Raw genomic sequence first — 19,387 nt, 5'->3', positions numbered from 1 at the left:
ATGTTTAAAAGACTATTCCGTGACAGTTCCATTGCCCACAAACTTCAATTGATTCTTTTTATTTGTATGGCGGTGGCAATGACGGCTGATTTTGTTTTAGAAACAATAATAGAAGTGAGAGGCGCAAAGCAAATTGAGCACGACCGGCTTGATGTACTTGCGCGGCTTACCGCCAGTAACTTACAGGCGGCATTATCTTTTGTTGATGACAAGAATGCGCAACAAATACTTAATTCGTTGCAAGAAATTCCTGATATTACCCACGCCACAGTCAATACCCTTGATGGCCGACAGATGGCTAATTTTAGCCGTAAAGAGCGTGTCCAATTGCCGGCATTTTTTCCGTGGCGGGAAATCAGTGTTATTCAGCCCGTAACACTCGATCAACAACACCTGGGTAGCCTAAATCTGCGCTACTCCCTAGGGTGGATTTGGGCCAGTCTCTTGGTGCGTATCGGTACCTCGATTTTGGTGTTGTTATCGACTTTTCTAGTGGCTTTAGTGTTAGCCCGACGAATGACCATAAGAGTCACGCACCCTATCAGTTATTTATCCACAGCCGCGCGGGAGGTCTCACACTCCGGCTACATGCTTAGAGTGACCAAGCAAGATAACGATGAAGTCGGCACATTGGTAGATGCGTTCAATGATATGCTTGATGAAATACATCTGCGCGATCAAGATCTGGCGCAACACTATGTTAACCTGGAACAACAAGTCGAAGCGCGCACCGCAGAATTGCGCCAGGCTAAAGAAATCGCTGAAGCGGCGAACGCGGCCAAATCACAATTTCTCGCTAATATGAGCCATGAAATTCGCACCCCAATGAACGGCGTACTGGGCATGTCCGAGCTGTTATTAGGCACTGGCTTAACGCCAACCCAGCAACGGTTTGTAGAGACGGTGCATCGATCCGGTGAATCATTACTGTCTATTATTAATGACATTCTCGACTTTTCTAAAATAGAAGCCGGTTGCTTTGAATTGGAGAGCCTGGATTTTAATCTGCATAATCTCATTGAGGATGTTATTGAATTATTTGCTGAAAAAGCGCACAGTAAAGACTTGGAACTGAGTTATCGCATTGCGCCCAATGTGCCCGAAGGCATTAAAGGTGATCCCACCCGCATACGGCAAGTACTGAGCAATTTGGTGGGTAATGCCATTAAATTCACCGGCCACGGCGAGGTCGTAGTGGACGTTATGATTGATGAAGCTTCGCACGTAATGTTACAACAGAGCAATTCCAGCCCGATTAAAATTCGTTTTGCGATCCGCGACACCGGTATTGGCATCAGTGAAGATAATCTGCCACGTCTGTTTCAGGCATTTTCTCAAGCCGATGGAAGCACCACCCGCAAATATGGTGGCACCGGTTTAGGCTTGGCAATTTCCAAGCAATTGGTCGAAATGATGACAGGGATGATCAGCGTGGATACCTGTGCTGGCCAAGGCACCACGGTTGCCTTCATTTTGCCGCTGCTGTTGGCAACCCGTTTAAAGCTGGACCGATCGATAGAATGGTCAAGACTATCGGGTCTAAAGCTGCTGATTGTCGAGGACAACGATACCAATCGGGATATTTTGCAAAGCCACGCGTTGTCTTGGGGCATGTCTGTCAATGCCGTTGCTAGTGCGCTAGCTGCCTTAGATTTACTGAGAAAGCCGGATGACGGCCAACTTCCTTATGACCTGATACTTATTGATATGAAAATGCCCGGCATGAATGGCTTAGAATTAGGCCATCGTATCAAAACTGATCCAGTATTGGCACACATACCGTTGGTTATGGTGACTTCAACACTGTTTAAAGGTGAAGCCGCCGAAGCTAAAAAAACCGGGTTCGCCGCTTACTTGATTAAACCCATACGCAAAAGTGATCTGTATCAATGTCTGCTAAACGCCCTAATACCGAATTCAGCTTTACCTGCCGTTGACAACAACAGTGCAAAAACCGGCGTAACCGTCATCAATGCACGCATTTTGTTAGCCGAAGATAATCAGGTGAATCAGGAAGTCGCGCAGTATATGCTACAAGGTTTCGGCTGCTCGGTAGATATTGCCCAGAATGGCTTAGAAGCCCTTGAAGCCGTCAAGCTCAAATCTTATGATTTAGTGCTAATGGATTGCATGATGCCAGAAATGGATGGCTATACCGCCACAACGGCAATGAGACGGCAACAAAGCACCGGGCAACTCCATCATTTCCCTATCATTGCTTTAACGGCAAATGCCATTGAAGGGGATCGGGAAAAATGTTTAATTGCTGGCATGGACGATTATTTGTCCAAACCTTTTAAAGCCGAATCTTTGTTGCGCATGATTAAAATGTGGGTAAAAGCTTCGGCAATAGTATTCACAGAGACACCGAAAGCGTATAAAGTAGCGCCATTAGAAATTGAGAATACCAGCCCCGAAACACGACACGATCAACAAGCATCCACTGCGAATAATATATTGCAGGAACAGATTGTTACGCGCTATATAAACCATGCGGACGACATGTTGCCCTGGCTGGTTCTGGAAACAGCCAGCCCTCAAACAATGCCCCAACCCTTTGAATCGGCTCTTAATGAGTCCGCGTTAGAAGCTATTCGCAATCTTGATCCCAACGCTAATAATGGCTTATTACAACGTATCATTGCACTTTATATGGACAATGCCGAAACACTTGTGCAGTCTTTAAAACACGCCTGGAGCACCGGTGATGTTGATGCTATTCGCGCCGCATCTCACACATTAAAATCCAGTAGCGGCCAGGTCGGCGCTCAAGGCTTGGCGGAGCTGTGCCGTGACGTGGAAAATGAAGCAAGAAACCATCGTTATGATGTTTCCGGCAGCTCGCTTGACCGTATAAATCAGGAATTTATGGGTACCCGTGTGGCACTGAATAATTATCTTAGCTCATCCACTAAAATCATATAGGAATAAACATGCAACATTCAGCTCACGTTCTCATCATTGATGATGATCCGATGATCCGATTGCTGGTTGCCAACGCGCTTCAAGCAGTAGGTGTCCAAACCACTGAAGCGGCTAGTGGTGAAGAAGGCTTAATTTTACTGGGTGTGTGCGGTGCAAATGCGGTGTTGCTCGATGTTATGATGCCCAATGGAATGGATGGCTTTGCTACCTGCACCGCACTTAGAAAACTGCCAAACAGTCAGCATATTCCTGTTTTGATGATGACAGGCCTTGAAGACTTTGACTCAATCAACCAGGCCTTTGAAGTGGGTGCTACCGACTTTATTACCAAGCCCATTAATATCCCCCTGCTGAATCATCGCGTACGTTACATGCTAAGAGGCAGCTACACCACCTTGCAGCTGGTAGAAAGCGAACGCCGCCTGCACCGTATGGCTTATTTTGATACCTTAACCGAACTCCCCAATCGGCAGTTTTTCCGAGAATACCTGCAACACATGATTGCGTTGGCGCAACGCGAAAAGAAAAAATTCGCGGTGCTTTTTTTAGATCTTGACGGTTTTAAACGTATTAACGATACCTTGGGTCATCATTTGGGCGATCTTATTCTCCAGGAGACCGGCGAGCGATTGCGAAAAAGTCTGCGCGCCAGCGATGTATTGATTCGCACCGGTACCACCGAAGAAGGTATTTCATTGGCACGTTTAGGTGGCGATGAGTTTACGGTACTTTTATCCAGTCTTGATCGCAGCGAAAGCGCGGCAACAGTTGCTGAACGTATCCGTATTAATCTGGCCGAACCACACCTATTTGACGGCAACGAAATCTACATCACTTCCAGCATCGGCATTGCGGTTTTCCCCGATGATGGTGGCTCTGGGGAAGAATTACTTAAAAATGCCGACATGGCCATGTACTACGCTAAGCGTGCCGGCGGTAATATCTACCAGTATTTCTCAAGCAAGATGACTGAAGCAGCTTTGCGGCGGCTTAATGTAGAAAATCACTTACGTAAAGCCATCGAGCACGACGAGCTGGAATTGTATTACCAGCCGTTATTGGATATCGCACTCAATAAGTTCTGCGGAGTGGAAGTTTTGCTGCGCTGGGTTAATCCCGAGCTTGGACGTATGAGCCCGGCTGAATTCATTCCGTTAGCCGAAGAATCTAATCTCATCATAAATATCGGTGAATGGGTCTTGCGTCAGGCTTGTAAACAAGCCTGTGTGTGGAGACATCAGGGTCTTACGCTGAACCGCATGGCTGTTAATATTTCAGCACTGCAATTAAGGCATAAAAGCTTCCCTTCCAAAGTAGCAATCATATTAGCCGAAACAGGGCTGCCAGCCCACCTATTAGAATTAGAAATCACTGAAAGCGCATTGGTGTCCGATGAAGATGAGATACTGGACGTTCTGCTTTCCCTAAAACAGCTGGGCGTACACTTGGCTATAGATGATTTTGGCACGGGTTATTCCAGCTTAAGCCGACTCAAAAACTTTCCTATTGATCGCTTGAAGATTGACCAAAGTTTTATTCGCAATTTAGAACAAAGTGTAAACAACAGTGCTATTGCCGTTGCCATTATGTCTATGGCTGATAGCATGCACATGCAAGTAACTTGCGAAGGTGTGGAAACCGATGCTCAACTGGCTTTTTTACAGGAGAATCATTGTAACGAAGCGCAAGGTTATTTATTGTGCCATCCTTTACCTTTAGCTCAGGTTGAAGAGTTTTTAATGAGTCAATTACACAAAGCTTAAGCGGACTCCTAATCCCTGCGCATTAACACGTAAAAGATAATTCCATCATCGGCCAACGCGGACGCGCAGTAATCGCCAAGCCTTCCACTTGCCCCGCCATCAAGCGCTGACAACCGGCATAAGCGATCATTGCGCCGTTATCGGTGCAAAATTGTGCTCTGGGAAAATAAATCTCGGCATTTTCGCCCGTCGCCATAAGGCTTAACGCTGCACGAATTTGTGCGTTAGCGCTCACACCACCGGCCACCACTAAACGACCAAGTCCAGTTTGCCGAAGGGCACGACGACATTTAATACTGAGCGTATCGGCAATCGCCGCCTGAAAACTGGCGGCTATATCGGCTTTGTCCTGTTCGGTTTTGGGCGACGCATTAATGGTGTTCATCGCAAAAGTCTTCAAACCGCTAAAGCTGAAATCCAAGCCAGGTCTATCGGTCATCGGACGTGGAAAGCGGATTTTTTCCGTGCCTAATTCAGCCAACACAGACAATTTTGGCCCGCCCGGATAACCTAAGCCTAACAATTTGGCCGTCTTATCAAACGCTTCACCCACTGCATCATCCAACGATTCGCCCAGCAATTCGTACTGGCCAATACCGTTAACATGCACCAATAATGTGTGACCACCGGAAATTAATAACGCTAAAAACGGAAACGATGGCGGTTTGTCTTCCAGCATCGGCGCTAACAAATGCCCTTCCATGTGATGCACCGCCACAGCAGGGATTTGTAACGCATACGCCATGCTTCTGGCAGTTGCTGCTCCCACCAATAACGCACCCATTAATCCTGGCCCTGCGGTATAAGCTATACCGCCCAAATCGGCATTGGTCAAGCCACTTTCTTGCAACAGTTGCTTAACTAACGGAATTAATTTACGGATATGATCGCGTGATGCAAGCTCTGGTACAACACCGCCGTATTCGCTGTGCATGTCGATTTGGCTGTACAATAAGTGATGTACCAAGCCCTTGCTACTGTGAAAAATAGCGACGGCGGTTTCGTCACATGAAGTTTCTATGCCCAATACGTACATGAATTTTTTTGAAAATTGGAAAAGTAAAGGTATAATTAAGGGTTCAGTTTATTTAGAGGCGCTGTGCGCCCCTGTTATTAAATATTATCACACTTGGATTAATAAATGCCTTCAGTCAAACTTAAAGAAAATGAGCCTTTCGACATCGCGATTCGTCGCTTTAAACGTGCCTGCGAAAAAGCCGGTGTTTTAGCTGAAGTACGTCGCCGTGAGTTTTACGAAAAACCCACCGCTGAGCGTAAACGCAAAGGCGCTGCTGCGGTTAAACGTCATTTGAAAAAATTGGCGCGTGAACGCTATGCACTTAAAAACCTGCGTCGCGGCCGTCCTACTCTGTAAGTTAAGGCAAACCAATGGATTTGTTAACAGACCGTATCAAGGACGATATGAAAGCCGCCATGAAAGGCGGCGACAAGCACAAGTTAGGTGTTATTCGCCTGATTTTATCTGCTGTTAAGCAGATTGAAGTCGACGAACGCATTATCCTGGATGACGTACGCACGCTCCAGGTGTTGGATAAAATGGTCAAACAGCGCCGTGAATCCATCAGGCAGTTTAACGATGCGGGACGACTTGATCTGACTGCTATTGAAGAAGCCGAGTTAGTCGTCATTCAAGATTATTTACCGCAAGCCCTGACTGATGCGGAAATGGATGCCATGATTCAAGCGGCGATAGCTGAATCCGGCGCTGAGTCCATTAAAGACATGGGCAAAGTCATGAACCTGCTGAAAGCCCCTATGCAAGGACGTGCTGATATGGCCGTAGTCGGCTCCAAGATCAAATCCGCCCTAGCTGGGTAAGTTACATGTCGGGGTAGTTTAATGTCTGGCGGCAGGATTCCACGCGAATTTATCGATGATTTATTAACGCGGATTGATATTGTCGACCTGATCGATAGCTACGTGCCGCTTAAAAAAGTCGGCACTAACCACTCGGCACGCTGTCCGTTCCACACCGAAAAAAGCCCCAGTTTCTCTGTTAACCGCACCAAGCAGTTTTACCATTGCTTTGGTTGCGGTGTCAGCGGCAATGCCATCAGCTTTGTGATGGATTTTAATCACCTGGATTTTGTCGAGGCGATTGAAGATCTAGCCTCGTTTGCAGGGGTTGAAGTGCCGCGTGAATCAGCCAATAACCAGCAACCTACACAAGCCAAAGACACGATCAGCAATCTGTATCTACTGATGGAGCACGTCACTGCATTGTATGTGCAGCAACTCCGCGCCAGTACCGATGGCAAGATAGCAGTCGATTATTTAAAAAATCGCGGTATCACCGGCGACATAGCAGGTCAATTCATGCTCGGCTACGCGCCCAATGCTTGGAACACCCTCACCGAACGCTTTCCTGCTAATACGCTTGTCGATGCAGGGCTGCTGGTCGCGCGTGATGATGGCTCGGCTTACGACCGTTTTCGCCACCGTATTATGTTTCCGATCAGAGACAAGCGCGGACGGGTGATTGGCTTTGGGGGCAGGGTTTTGGACGATTCGCTGCCTAAATACCTGAACTCACCGGAAACCACGCTATTTCATAAGGGCAAAGAAGTGTACGGCCTGTATGAATTACTGCAAACTAATCCTAAGCCGCAGCGCATTTTAATCGTTGAAGGCTATATGGATGTGATTGCCTTGGCACAAGCTGGTATTAATTACGCAGTAGCAACACTGGGCACGGCAACATCGCAGGCGCATTTGGATTTGTTATTTCGTTTTTCATCGGAATTGATTTTTTGTTTTGATGGCGACAAAGCGGGGCGCGAAGCGGCGTGGCGTGCAATGGAAGTTGCCTTCACCAGCATGAAAGATGGCCGGCAGCTGCGCATTATGCTATTGCCCAGCCAACATGATCCCGACTCGCTGGTGCGCAAAGAAGGCTTGATTGAATTTACCGAACGAACCCATAACGCACAAGCCTTATCCGCGTATTTTTTTGAGCAGCTGTCAGCCAAATTAAATCTAACTGAAATGGAGGGCCGCGCCCAATTGGTCGCCAAAGCCAAGCCGTATTTGGAAAAGCTATCAGAAAGCGCCTTTAAAGACATGATGATCAGCCATCTGAAAGCCCTATCTGGCTTGGCGACACTGGATATTCCAGAAAGAGCAGTTATATTCAACCCAGGACAGCGTAATTCACCACAAGATAAAGCCAGAAATGCAGGTCGCCTCTCATCTGCACGTACCGCTATTGCATTATTGCTACAGAACCCCCAAATCATCAACTTGATTGAACAAAAAAACATTGACTGGGACGAGCTGGAGTTTTCCGGCGTGGAATTGCTCAAAGATATTGTGAAAACCATCACGACCTATCGCCCAAGCAGCGCGACCGTTTTAATGGAGCTTTATCGAGATAACGCCCAAGAAAATACCGTAAAAAAGCTTATTATGCTGGATTTAATGCTGCCGGAAGACAAGGTAGAAGACACCTTTAATGACACATTGACGAGATTATTGAGTCATGCCAGGTCAGGCACGCTGGAAAAGCTGTTGAATAAGGGTGCAGAATTATTACCACACGAAAAAGAAACACTGCGTAAATTATTAGCACAAAAATAGAGTGCTGTCCAAAGTTATGATCTATAGTATAATTGCGGATTTAAGCATAGTCCCATTTCTGAAATAGACTATCGGTGAATACCTAATGAACCAAGAGCAACAACAATCTCAACTCAAACAACTGATTGCTAAAGGCAAACTTCAGGGCTACCTGACGTATGCCGAAGTTAACGATCACTTGCCGCCTGACATTGTTGATCCTGAACAAATTGAAGATATCATTAGCATGATCAATGATATGGGCATTCAGGTATATGAATCCGCTCCCGACGAAGACTCATTAATCACTGATCAAGCCGCCGTTACCACCGATGACGAAGACGCAGAAGAAGTGGCAGCACTCGCCTCTGTCGATAGCGAATTTGGCCGTACCACAGATCCCGTCCGCATGTACATGCGCGAAATGGGCTCGGTTGAGCTACTTACCCGCGCTGACGAACTAAAAATTGCCAAACGCATAGAAGAAGGCCAGCAACAACTCATTAAAGCATTGGCGCGTTCTTGTGTAGTTGTTGAAGACTTCATCCAGTCTTTTGATAATATTTCTACCGAAGAAGGCGGTATTCGACTCACTGATTTGATTTCAGGCTTGGTGGATTTATCAGAACCTGAAGAACTGATCATCTCTCAAGCGTTAGATGATGTTGTTGAAGAAGCAGAAACCGAAGCAGAAACAACTGCCGAAGAAGAATTGAAAGGCATCAATTATGATGACATCAAAGAAAAAGTTGAAGTACTTAGAATTCAGCTAAAAACGGTCTCAGCAGCGGTTAAAAAACACGACTATACCAGCGAAAAAACTGAGCAAGCGCTGGGTGTTTTGGCAGAGTTGTTCATGGAATTCAAGTGGACACCACAGTATCTCAAAAAACTGTCTGGCATCATTCCAGACGGCGTTGCAGCTACTCGTGAGCAAGAAGGCATTATTATGGATATTTTCGTTAATAAAGCCAAAATGCCGCGCAAAGAATTTGTCTCAACTTTCCCTGAACACGAAACCAATATTGATTGGATCACTCAGTTTTTGGTAGCCGACAACAAGTATTTTTCGGTTATTAAAGAGCATGAAAAAGACATTAAAAAAGCACAAAAGGTACTGATTGGCATTGAAGAAGAATTTGGATTAACGATCAGCGGCTTAAAAGATATTAACCGCCGTATGTCTATCGGCGAAGCCAAAGCCCGACGCGCCAAAAAGGAAATGATTGAAGCCAATTTAAGATTGGTGATATCTATTGCGAAAAAATATACTAATCGTGGCTTGCAATTTCTTGATTTAATTCAGGAAGGCAACATTGGTTTAATGAAAGCAGTAGACAAATTTGAATACCGTCGTGGTTACAAATTTTCGACCTATGCAACATGGTGGATCAGACAGGCGATTACCCGCTCTATTGCCGACCAAGCTCGGACTATACGTATTCCGGTGCACATGATCGAAACCATCAATAAATTGAACAGGGTTTCACGGCAAATTTTACAGGAAATGGGGCGCGAAGCGACACCGGAAGAGCTGGCCGACCGTATGGAAATGCCAGAAGATAAAGTTCGTAAGGTATTGAAAATAGCCAAAGAACCGATTTCTATGGAAACCCCGATTGGTGATGATGAAGATTCGCATTTGGGAGATTTCATAGAAGATGCTAAAGTATTGTCACCTGTTGAATCGGCAACCATTGCCGGTTTACGCGAATCGACCCAAAATGTACTGGCTGGATTAACGGCCAGGGAAGCGAAGGTTCTGCGTATGCGTTTTGGCATTAACATGAATACAGACCACACCCTGGAAGAGGTGGGTAAACAATTTGACGTGACTCGTGAACGCATACGGCAGATAGAAGCCAAAGCGTTAAGAAAACTGAGACATCCGTCAAGATCAGAACAACTGCGCTGCTTTTTAGATGGCGAATAGTTAAGCAATAAAGGGCCCTTAGCTCAGTTGGTTAGAGCGTCCGACTCATAATCGGCAGGTCGTAGGTTCAAGTCCTACAGGGCCCACCAAACAACCTAAGGCTGCTAAATGCAGCCTTTTGCGTATCTGACTTTTACATTTATAATCAAGGTGATAACGTGAGCAATAACTTCATTTTCACATCCGAATCTGTATCCGAAGGCCATCCAGATAAAGTTGCCGATCAGATTTCTGATGCTGTACTGGATGCCCTATTGGAGCAGGATCCAAAATCCCGTGTTGCCTGTGAAACATTGGTAAAAACCGGTATGGTCATTTTGGCCGGGGAAGTGACCACCAATGCCTGGGTGGATCTTGAAGCCTTGGTTCGTAAAGTCGTATGCGATATTGGCTATGATCATGGCGATATTGGTTTTGATGGCCAAAGCTGTGCCGTTTTGAATGCTATCGGCAAACAATCTGCCGATATTGCAATGGGCGTGGATGAAGACGCCGATCACGAACAAGGCGCGGGTGACCAAGGCCTGATGTTTGGCTACGCCAGCAATGAAACTGACGTTTACATGCCAGCGCCGATTACTTATTCGCATTTGTTAGTCAAGCGCCAAGCTGAAGTCAGAAAGAATAAAACCTTGCCGTGGCTACGCCCGGATGCGAAAAGTCAAATCAGTTTCCGCTATGAGAACAATAAGCCGGTCGCTATTGATGCTGTGGTATTGTCAACGCAACATTCACCGGAAATCAGCAATAAAGCCTTGCATGAAGCAGTCATGGACGAGATTATTTTGCCTGTTCTGCCGAAAGAATGGCTGCATAAAGACACCAAATATTTCATCAACCCGACTGGCCAATTTATTATTGGTGGCCCCGTTGGCGATTGCGGATTAACCGGCCGTAAAATTATTGTTGATACTTACGGCGGAATGGCAAGACACGGTGGCGGTGCGTTTTCCGGTAAAGATCCATCAAAAGTTGATCGTTCCGCAGCTTACATGGCGCGCTATGTCGCCAAAAATATTGTGGCTGCCGGCTTGGCTGAACGTTGCGAAATCCAAGTTTCCTACGCCATTGGTGTGGCTGAACCCACTTCTATCAGCGTGGAAACTTTTGGCACCAGCAAACTGAGTGAAGATCGTTTGGTGCAATTAATACGCGAGCATTTTGATATGCGCCCCAAAGGTTTAATCGCCACACTTGATCTATTAAAACCTATTTATCTACCCACAGCAGCTTACGGGCATTTTGGTCGTACCGAAGACACTTTCAGCTGGGAAAAGCTCGACAAGGTTGACGCCTTGCAGCAAGCCGCCGGCCTTTAATCATACACACAGGACACGTAACTCAATGAGCCAAAACGACTACAAAATTGCTGACATCGCCCTCGCTGGCTGGGGTCGCAAAGAAACCAATATTGCTGAAACCGAAATGCCTGGATTAATGGCATTGCGCGAAGAATTTGGCGCGGCGCAGCCTTTAAAGGGCGCCCGTATTGCCGGTTGTTTGCACATGACCATCCAAACGGCGGTTTTGATTGAAACCCTGACTGCATTAGGCGCAGAAGTGCGCTGGTCATCGTGCAATATTTTTTCTACCCAGGATCATGCCGCCGCAGCCATAGCAGCGTCTGGCGTGCCAGTATTTGCCTGGAAAGGCGAAACTGAAGCCGAAGCGGACTGGTGTATTGAGCAAACCATTATTGGCCCTAATGGCTGGCGTCCAAATATGATTCTGGATGACGGCGGTGATTTAACCAATATGATGCACGATAAATTTCCAGAGCTTATGGCAGATGTGAAAGGTTTGTCGGAAGAAACCACCACAGGCGTGTTGCGTCTTTACGAAAGAGTTGCCAAAGGCAGCCTGAAAGTGCCTGCCTTTAACGTCAACGATTCGGTCACCAAATCCAAATTCGATAATTTGTACGGTTGCCGCGAATCTTTGGTCGATGGTATTAAACGCGCCACTGACGTAATGATCGCCGGTAAAATAGCTGTGGTTTGCGGTTATGGCGATGTTGGTAAAGGTTGTGCGCAATCATTGCGTGGCTTGGGCGCTACCGTCTGGATCACTGAAATTGACCCGATTTGTGCATTGCAAGCGGCGATGGAAGGTTATCGCGTGGTGACCATGGAAGAAGCGGCACCGATTGCTAATATTTTTGTGACCGCTACCGGTAACTTCCATGTTATCCGTCATGAACATATACTGGTTATGCGTGACCAGGCCATTATTTGTAATATCGGCCATTTTGACTCAGAAATCGACATTGCGTCTTTACGCCAGTACACTTGGGACAACATCAAGCCACAAGTGGATCATGTTATTTTGCCTAATGGTAAGAAATTGATTTTATTGGCTGAAGGCCGTTTGGTTAACCTAGGCTGTGGCACAGGCCATCCTAGTTTTGTGATGTCCAATTCGTTTTGTAACCAAGTATTGGCGCAATTGGAATTGTGGCAAAATGCCGCCAGTTACGAAAACAAAGTCTACATTTTGCCTAAAAAACTGGATGAAAAAGTAGCGCGCTCGCATTTGGCGCAAATAGGTGTCAACCTAACCGTATTAACTGATGCACAGACTAAGTATCTCAACATTCCTGTTGAAGGGCCTTATAAGGCTGATCATTACCGTTATTAATCCTGATTAAACTTTAAGCCGGCATGATTAAATCATGCCGGCCAACCGGACAATATGCCATCACAAGATAATCAACAAATGTTCAGTTTTGAATTTTACCCCCCTAAAACGGATGAGGGTGCGGCGAATTTAAATATTGTTCACAAAACCTTAAGCGCACTTAATCCCGAATTTTTTTCGGTTACTTTTGGCGCGGGTGGCTCAACACGCGATAAAACCTTCGATACTGTAGTGAATATTCAGGCGCAAGGTCTATCGGCTGCGCCGCATTTATCCTGCGTGGCATCGACTAAAATCAACATCCGCAGCATATTAAAAGATTACCAGGATCATGGCATTAGCCGCATAGTTGCCTTGCGTGGCGATGTACCTTCCGGCATGATGTCGCCCGGTGAGTTTCGTTATGCCAATGAGTTAGTCGAATTTATTCGCCAGGAAACCGGAGACAGTTTTCATATTCACGTAGCGGCCTACCCTGAAATCCATCCACAAGCCCACAGCGCCGCAGAAGATTTCAAAAACTTTAAACGTAAAGTGGATGCTGGTGCTAATGCGGCCATTACCCAGTATTTTTATAATGCTGAAGCCTATTTCTATTTTGTCGATAACTGTGAAAAACAGGGTATTACTGTTCCGATTGTGCCTGGCATTATGCCCATAACCCAGTACACACAGCTGTTTCGGTTTTCTGAAATGTGTGGCGCAGATATTCCGCGCTGGATGCGTAAGCGTCTGGAAAGTTATGGTGATGACCGTGGAGCTATACAAGCCTTTGGTACGGAATTGGTCAGTAAGCTATGCCAGCAATTACTGGATGGCGGTGCACCAGGCTTGCATTTTTATACCATGAATCAATCTGCGCCCACTTTAGCTATCATCAATAATCTGAGTCTTTAATTGGATTAAAAAATAGTCCCCGCGTAACCTACTGAAGTAAGCCTATGAAACCCTATCTAGAATTACTCAACAAAATTCTTCAAGAAGGCAACCCAAAAGGCGATAGAACCGGTAGCGGTACTTTATCTCTATTTGGCCACCAGATGCGCTTTGATTTGGCGCAAGGCTTTCCTTTGGTCACTACCAAAAAAATTCATCTTAAATCGATTATTTACGAATTGCTGTGGTTTCTGAACGGTGATACCAACATCCAATTTTTAACCGACAATAATGTGTCAATCTGGAATGAGTGGGCGGATACGGCGGGTAATTTAGGCCCTGTTTACGGCTATCAATGGCGTTCTTGGCCTACACCGGATGGCCAGCATATTGATCAAATCCAGCAGGTGATTGAACAAATCAAAGCCACACCCAACAGCCGACGTTTGATAGTGTCTGCGTGGAATGTTGCCGATTTGCCGGACGAACGCATTAGCCCGCAACAAAATATTGCACAGGGAAAAATGGCGCTGGCCGCTTGCCATGCCTTATTTCAGTTTTATGTTGCCGATAACAAATTATCTTGCCAACTATACCAGCGCAGCTGCGACACGTTTTTAGGTGTGCCTTTCAATATCGCAAGTTATGCCCTGTTAACGCACATGATTGCCCAGCAATGTGATTTAGAGGTGGGGGATTTTGTCTGGACAGGCGGTGACGTGCATTTATATTTAAACCATCTTGAGCAGGCCAAGTTGCAGTTAACACGTCAGCCTTATCCATTACCCAGGTTAAAAATCAACCGTAAACCTGAATCCATATTTGATTATCGCTATGAAGATTTTGAAATCACGGCCTATCAAGCGCATGATGCTATCAAAGCCGCTATTTCTATCTAATTTTTCTGGTGCTGAACGTTTTATCCCGTCTTTAATCTCACCCTTTTTATGTTCTTTTAATTAACCCACGAGCCTTTCACTGGGCAAAAAATCATACATCATGACTATGCACTATAGAGCACACCCTTGGCACGGAATAGATCCGGGCATGGAAAGCCCTTCCGTTATTACGGCATTTATTGAAATTGTGCCGTCCGATACGGTGAAATACGAAATCGATAAAGAAAGCGGCTATTTGAAAATTGACCGTCCGCAAAAATATTCCAATATGATTCCAACGCTGTATGGTTTTATTCCGCGCACTTATTGTGCAGAAAGTGTTGCCGCTTATGCCGCGTTAAAATCAGGTAAAAAAGTGGCCAGAGGCGATGGCGATCCACTGGATATTTGTGTGTTAAGCGAACGTACCGTAACCCACGGCGACATTCTTTTGCAGGCCGTGCCGATTGGCGGATTTAGATTGCTGGATGGCGGCGAAGCCGACGATAAAATTATTGCCGTTATGAAAGGTGATGAATTTTATCGGCAATGGCGTGATGTATCAGATTGTCCCCCATCTTATATTGATCGCTTAAAGCATTATTTTTTGACCTATAAACACCTGCCCTCTGAACAAAACGTGTGTGAAATCACCGATGTTTATGGCCGCGATGAAGCCCACGAAGTGATACGATGTTCTATGCTGGATTATAAAAATCACTTTGGAGATAATTGCGCCATTAAGCCCGGAAAATCCGCAACACCTATGGTCGCCGTTAAATAACTCAAGGCAACATTTCTAATGCCAAATTAGCCATATTTTTTGAGCCGCCGCCCTGCCCTAACGCCTGCTTTACCTGGATGAGATTACGGCGCATTTGCTCTTGGTAACCAATATCCGCCAGAATGAGCTTAATCTCATCGGCCATGTTTTCTGCCGATGCCTCATGCTGGATTAATTCTTTGATGATGCTTTTGCCTGCGATGATATTAGGCAAACCGATAAACGGGGTGTTAACCAGCAATCGACCTAACCAATAAGTGAGTGGGGATAACTTATAGGCAATCACCATAGGTATGGTTAACAAAGCCACTTCCAGTGTCGCGGTTCCCGAGGTGGTCATCACGGCATTGCAGCATTGGATTACATCATAAGGCAAGTTTTTAATCCGATTAATTTTTACTTTAGCGTGTTGCAGATAATAATCTAATAAACTGTCACTAATGGAATCGGCTTGCGGCAAGATAAATTGAATGTCGGGCATCTCGGCATGCAACTGCTCTGCAGCGGCTATCATCACTGGCAACATGCGTTTGATTTCGTTATTACGGCTGCCTGGCAACAAGCCCACTATGGGGCACTCACTATCCAACCCAAACTGCTGCAAGGCTTTAGATTTAGAATAATGTGGATGCACTTTATCCACCGAAGGATGGCCAACATAACACACTGGTACATTTTCGGCATCATAATAAGCTGTTTCAAACGGAAAAATCACCGCCATCATATCAATAACGGCACCGTATTTTTTAACGCGCCCAGGCCGCCATGCCCAAACTTGTGGACTCACATAGAACAGCACTTTAATGCCCTGCTGCTTGGCATATTTTGCCAGTTTAAAGTTAAATTCCTTGTAATCGACACACACCAGCAAATCTGGGCGCTCTTTGTCGATTAGCTGTTTCATTAGCTTTAATGCTCGTAAAATTTCGGGATAATGTTTGATGACTTCAACAACGCCAATTACGCCAATGTTGGCGGAGTCATAACGGATATCAATACCGGCCTGTGCCATTTTAGTGCTACCCATACCAATGGCGCCAATATCGGGTTGGAGTTTTTTCAGCTCCAGAAACATATTAGCGGCGTGTTGGTCACCGGAGGATTCACCTGCACTGAACAGAATACGTAAGGGAGGTTGTGGCACAGTAGTCCTTGATCAGGAATAGTGGAAGGAAAGGTAATGTTATCTATAGATGGGTAGTTTTAATCGTATGCAACCTTCCAGGTTTCTACCGCCTGCTTTGCTAACCATGCTTGATAAGCATTCAGGCTTGGTAGATTCCACTCATCATAAGTGGCGACTTGTTGTGCCAATGGATAATGCGCCCTTAAGTAAACTCGTTTTTTATTTTCAAAACTTGACCTTTTTAAGCCATCTTTTTCAAGTAGCACCACATTCCCTAAACGATCTTGAATGTCATTTACCCCTTCTCCAAAATAATTATCCCATTCCTCATCAGGATTATAAGGACACACGTGCTCTAAGGTCGTTTTGGTATAGTCTGTTTCGTGCCCTAAGTAGGTTTCTATTTCCGCTAACAGAAAGCGTATTTTTTTTGCAGAGCGTCTGCTAGGCATTTTATGAAATTCAAAGGCATTAAAAAACACATCATCGCCAGGGTAGAGTTTTTTAAACAACTCACTATTTTTTACATGGCTGGCCCGTTTAAATTCAGTTGAGTTTATTTTGATGGCAAGTTGATTATAAACAGAATCTTGCTCATTAGGAGAAAGATGGCAGATAACGTTGTATCTAATCGCTAAAATATAGATGTATTTAGAAAGGCTCACAAATTCTTCAGGTGAAAACTGATGGAACGCAGCCATTAAAATAGTAAAAGGCTGCTTTATATTAAACAGCTCAAATCCTTCCAGGTACTTTTTAGCGTTACGATAAACTACATCTTGATTACTCCACCAATCATCGTGAGGATTTAATAAAGAGGCATAAATCGGTGCATACCGACTCAAAGAATGAAGATATTCATAAGCTCTTTCTGAGGTATTCACCCTCTTTCTTACCGAGGCAAACAACTCTTTTTTGGTGACTAAGGGTGCTTGAAAATTATGATGGTAGCGAATAAAATCAGTAAAATTACTTTCGCCTAGCTGAGAAACAATATCAGACCAACTCTCATCCAATTCATTTAGTTCGTCATCCGAAACATCATTGTTTTTTGTTACCACTGAAAATATATAGTTTTTTAATAAATCCGGAGTGGAAAGCTGAACGCCACGTGCATTTAAGGTTTCAAATACCTTGTAAGCGTTTAAATCATCTTGCACGACGATCTTTGTAAAAATCATTCCTGAAGCAATACGCTCAATAAATTCGGCTATTTCCTGTCCAGTATTACCGAGTCTTTTAGTGACAAAAAACTTAAAACACTCATTTAATTGTTTATTGGTTTTTGTTTGGCCTCTTTTATTAGGTGCGTCTAAGGTGGAACAAATCGTTTTAAAGTTAGCGCTATTATTTCTGTTTAATGAAAGCTTGCTATCCACTTTTAGCGATATAGGATTTTTAGAACCAACATATCGCTCGGTCAGTACACGCAAGCGTTCTGTGTTTTCAGCGGCCTCTTCATTTTTATGGATAAGCGACTGAATGCTTTTCATAGCCGCCAATACCACTAAAGACAACGTGATTAACCGTTGTTGGCCATCAATAACTTCAAAATCATGCTGGCTTTTGCGTTGCAAGACGATATAGCCCATGTAATGGTATTGTTCGTCGTTGATAGTCTCAATATCAGACCACAAGTCTTCCCATTGTTCCTTATCCCAAGCGTAATCTCGTTGAAATCTGGGCACTTGATATTTAACGCCATTACTAATCAATTCTTGAAAAGTTTGATTAGTGGGTTCCATTAACATAAATGCCATTTATAACTCCTAAAGATAACCCGGCTTAAAAACATTTTGCTATATTGGTTGGGAAGTTATCAAACAATGCCCAACGCCGCTGCGGGAAACTGCATCGTCATGCAATGCAAGCTACCGTACTGATGCACCAAAGGTCGGCACGGTGTGGCAATAATCTCCCGATCAGGAAAGCAACCTGCCAAGCGTTGTTGAGCAATAGCATCCATAGGATCATCATACGCTGGCACCATCACTGCTCCGTTAATAATTAAAAAATTGGCATAGTTGGCTGGCAGTCGCTGATCTTCTTCATCATAAATCGGTGCCGGCATTGGCAATGGAATCAACTGGTAATGCTTACCATTTTGAGTGCGCAGTTCATGCAATTGTGCCGCCATGTTTTTCAGGCTACCGAAGTGCTTGTCGTTGGGATTAACACAACTGGTGTAAGCAATAGTATCCGCTGCACAAAACCGGGCTAAAGTATCAATGTGGGCATCGGTATCATCACCGGACAAATTTTCCTGATCCAGCCACAAGACGCGCTCAACACCAAAATATTTATTCAGCCGTTGCTCAATATCTTGTTGGCTTAACCCTGTATTGCGATTTGGATTTAGCAGGCATTGGCGAGTGGTTAAGAGAGTATCAATGCCGTCGCTTTCTACACTGCCGCCTTCAAGTATAAGATCAACCATTTTATATTGGGCTTGTTCAAACAACGGCGCAGTCAATAAACGTTGATTAAGAGCATTGTCATATTGATGTGGATATTTATCGCCCCAACCATTAAAACGGAAATTTAACAATAGCGGTTTACCGTCGTGTTCCACCGTCAAAAATGCAGTATCGCGCACCCAGATATCGTTGACCCTGGCTTGAACATATACAATGTTTTCAAGGCTATTTAACTGGCTTTGAATATGCTGCTGATGGTTATCATCACGATACACAATAATGAGGCGCTGAAATCGGCTAATAGTTTCGGCTATAAAACGGTAGCTTTGTTCAACGGCGACTAGGCGATTTTGAAAATCGCCGGTTTCATGTGGCCATGCAATAAGCACAGCATCTTGTTTTTCCCATTCGGCTGGAAAGCGGATCATGTGAACTCCTTTAAGTAATAATTTTTATAGGGTTTGCACTGTGT

The 19,387-nt window shown here is 44.9% G+C and carries 15 protein-coding genes and 1 tRNA gene; 12 read left to right on the top strand and 4 right to left on the bottom strand.

Translation table 11 applies throughout. The features are described from left to right. Together ACHZC4_RS13945 and ACHZC4_RS13940 are read left to right on the top strand one after the other, a co-directional pair. Positions 1 to 2,925: a response regulator gene (locus ACHZC4_RS13945; RefSeq protein WP_394754466.1), complete on the top strand. Its 2,925-nt coding sequence runs from the start codon at positions 1 to 3 to the stop codon at positions 2,923 to 2,925. An 8-nt stretch (positions 2,926 to 2,933) separates the two neighbouring features. Then, positions 2,934 to 4,688: an EAL domain-containing protein gene (locus ACHZC4_RS13940; protein WP_394754465.1), complete on the top strand. Its 1,755-nt coding sequence runs from the start codon at positions 2,934 to 2,936 to the stop codon at positions 4,686 to 4,688. A gap of 22 nt (positions 4,689 to 4,710) precedes the next feature. On the opposite strand, the gene tsaD is transcribed toward ACHZC4_RS13940, so the two are convergent. Then, positions 4,711 to 5,724, bottom strand: a complete 1,014-nt coding sequence (gene tsaD, locus ACHZC4_RS13935) for a tRNA (adenosine(37)-N6)-threonylcarbamoyltransferase complex transferase subunit TsaD (RefSeq protein ID WP_394754464.1) — start codon at positions 5,722 to 5,724, stop codon at positions 4,711 to 4,713. A gap of 105 nt (positions 5,725 to 5,829) precedes the next feature. Here tsaD and rpsU point away from each other — a divergent pair, with 105 nt between their 5' ends. From rpsU to ACHZC4_RS13885, 10 genes are all read left to right on the top strand, one after another. Then, entirely contained in the window at positions 5,830 to 6,063 is a 234-nt protein-coding gene (gene rpsU, locus ACHZC4_RS13930; protein ID WP_087142143.1) for a 30S ribosomal protein S21, read from the top strand. Positions 6,064 to 6,077: 14 nt separating this feature from the next. Continuing rightward, complete coding sequence (locus ACHZC4_RS13925) at positions 6,078 to 6,527, top strand: GatB/YqeY domain-containing protein (RefSeq protein ID WP_394754463.1); 450 nt, start codon at positions 6,078 to 6,080, stop codon at positions 6,525 to 6,527. A gap of 21 nt (positions 6,528 to 6,548) precedes the next feature. Continuing rightward, positions 6,549 to 8,285, top strand: a complete 1,737-nt coding sequence (dnaG, locus tag ACHZC4_RS13920) for a DNA primase (RefSeq protein WP_394754462.1) — start codon at positions 6,549 to 6,551, stop codon at positions 8,283 to 8,285. Between the two features lie 85 nt (positions 8,286 to 8,370). Then, on the top strand, positions 8,371 to 10,197 hold the full coding sequence (gene rpoD / locus ACHZC4_RS13915) for an RNA polymerase sigma factor RpoD (RefSeq protein ID WP_394754461.1): 1,827 nt from the start codon (positions 8,371 to 8,373) through the stop codon (positions 10,195 to 10,197). A 12-nt stretch (positions 10,198 to 10,209) separates the two neighbouring features. Beyond that, positions 10,210 to 10,286, top strand: a tRNA-Ile gene (locus tag ACHZC4_RS13910). 69 nt (positions 10,287 to 10,355) lie between these two features. Further along, the gene (gene metK, locus ACHZC4_RS13905) at positions 10,356 to 11,516 is read left to right on the top strand and encodes a methionine adenosyltransferase (RefSeq protein ID WP_394754460.1); all 1,161 of its coding nucleotides are present in this window, start codon (positions 10,356 to 10,358) and stop codon (positions 11,514 to 11,516) included. A 25-nt stretch (positions 11,517 to 11,541) separates the two neighbouring features. Then, positions 11,542 to 12,834 carry an adenosylhomocysteinase gene (ahcY, locus tag ACHZC4_RS13900; protein WP_394754459.1) on the top strand — a complete coding sequence of 431 codons (1,293 nt, stop codon included), beginning with the start codon at positions 11,542 to 11,544 and terminating at the stop codon, positions 12,832 to 12,834. A gap of 54 nt (positions 12,835 to 12,888) precedes the next feature. Continuing rightward, positions 12,889 to 13,731 carry a methylenetetrahydrofolate reductase [NAD(P)H] gene (metF, locus tag ACHZC4_RS13895; protein WP_394754458.1) on the top strand — a complete coding sequence of 281 codons (843 nt, stop codon included), beginning with the start codon at positions 12,889 to 12,891 and terminating at the stop codon, positions 13,729 to 13,731. A gap of 44 nt (positions 13,732 to 13,775) precedes the next feature. Then, positions 13,776 to 14,609, top strand: coding sequence for a thymidylate synthase (gene thyA / locus ACHZC4_RS13890; RefSeq protein ID WP_394754457.1), 834 nt, complete (start codon positions 13,776 to 13,778; stop codon positions 14,607 to 14,609). A gap of 100 nt (positions 14,610 to 14,709) precedes the next feature. Beyond that, the gene (locus ACHZC4_RS13885; protein ID WP_394754456.1) at positions 14,710 to 15,372 is read left to right on the top strand and encodes an inorganic pyrophosphatase; all 663 of its coding nucleotides are present in this window, start codon (positions 14,710 to 14,712) and stop codon (positions 15,370 to 15,372) included. 1 nt (position 15,373) lies between these two features. Here ACHZC4_RS13885 and lpxB read toward each other — a convergent pair whose 3' ends face one another. Genes lpxB through ACHZC4_RS13870 form a run of 3 tightly spaced genes read right to left on the bottom strand, consistent with a single transcriptional unit; the run spans position 15,374 to position 19,343 of the window. Further along, positions 15,374 to 16,516, bottom strand: a complete 1,143-nt coding sequence (gene lpxB / locus ACHZC4_RS13880; protein ID WP_394754455.1) for a lipid-A-disaccharide synthase — start codon at positions 16,514 to 16,516, stop codon at positions 15,374 to 15,376. 59 nt (positions 16,517 to 16,575) lie between these two features. After that, the gene (locus ACHZC4_RS13875) at positions 16,576 to 18,258 is read right to left on the bottom strand and encodes a DUF262 domain-containing protein (protein ID WP_394754454.1); all 1,683 of its coding nucleotides are present in this window, start codon (positions 18,256 to 18,258) and stop codon (positions 16,576 to 16,578) included. Positions 18,259 to 18,317: 59 nt separating this feature from the next. Further along, positions 18,318 to 19,343 carry an agmatine/peptidylarginine deiminase gene (locus ACHZC4_RS13870; protein WP_394754453.1) on the bottom strand — a complete coding sequence of 342 codons (1,026 nt, stop codon included), beginning with the start codon at positions 19,341 to 19,343 and terminating at the stop codon, positions 18,318 to 18,320. Positions 19,344 to 19,387 lie beyond the last annotated feature (44 nt).

The sequence above is a fragment of the Crenothrix sp. genome (assembly GCF_043729335.1).
Classification (GTDB): Bacteria; Pseudomonadota; Gammaproteobacteria; order Methylococcales; family Methylomonadaceae; genus Crenothrix.
The sequence above is the reverse complement of the archived record's forward strand: the minus strand, read 5'-3'. Positions and strand labels throughout refer to the sequence as shown.

Coding starts and splice junctions, on each gene's coding strand:
- ACHZC4_RS13945 (WP_394754466.1), top strand. CDS start 1: ATGTTTAAAAGACTATTCCGTGACAGTTCCATTGCCCACAAACTTCAA.
- ACHZC4_RS13940 (WP_394754465.1), top strand. CDS start 2,934: ATGCAACATTCAGCTCACGTTCTCATCATTGATGATGATCCGATGATC.
- tsaD (WP_394754464.1), bottom strand. CDS start 5,724: ATGTACGTATTGGGCATAGAAACTTCATGTGACGAAACCGCCGTCGCT.
- rpsU (WP_087142143.1), top strand. CDS start 5,830: ATGCCTTCAGTCAAACTTAAAGAAAATGAGCCTTTCGACATCGCGATT.
- ACHZC4_RS13925 (WP_394754463.1), top strand. CDS start 6,078: ATGGATTTGTTAACAGACCGTATCAAGGACGATATGAAAGCCGCCATG.
- dnaG (WP_394754462.1), top strand. CDS start 6,549: ATGTCTGGCGGCAGGATTCCACGCGAATTTATCGATGATTTATTAACG.
- rpoD (WP_394754461.1), top strand. CDS start 8,371: ATGAACCAAGAGCAACAACAATCTCAACTCAAACAACTGATTGCTAAA.
- ahcY (WP_394754459.1), top strand. CDS start 11,542: ATGAGCCAAAACGACTACAAAATTGCTGACATCGCCCTCGCTGGCTGG.
- metF (WP_394754458.1), top strand. CDS start 12,889: ATGCCATCACAAGATAATCAACAAATGTTCAGTTTTGAATTTTACCCC.
- thyA (WP_394754457.1), top strand. CDS start 13,776: ATGAAACCCTATCTAGAATTACTCAACAAAATTCTTCAAGAAGGCAAC.
- ACHZC4_RS13885 (WP_394754456.1), top strand. CDS start 14,710: ATGACTATGCACTATAGAGCACACCCTTGGCACGGAATAGATCCGGGC.
- ACHZC4_RS13875 (WP_394754454.1), bottom strand. CDS start 18,258: ATGGCATTTATGTTAATGGAACCCACTAATCAAACTTTTCAAGAATTG.
- ACHZC4_RS13870 (WP_394754453.1), bottom strand. CDS start 19,343: ATGATCCGCTTTCCAGCCGAATGGGAAAAACAAGATGCTGTGCTTATT.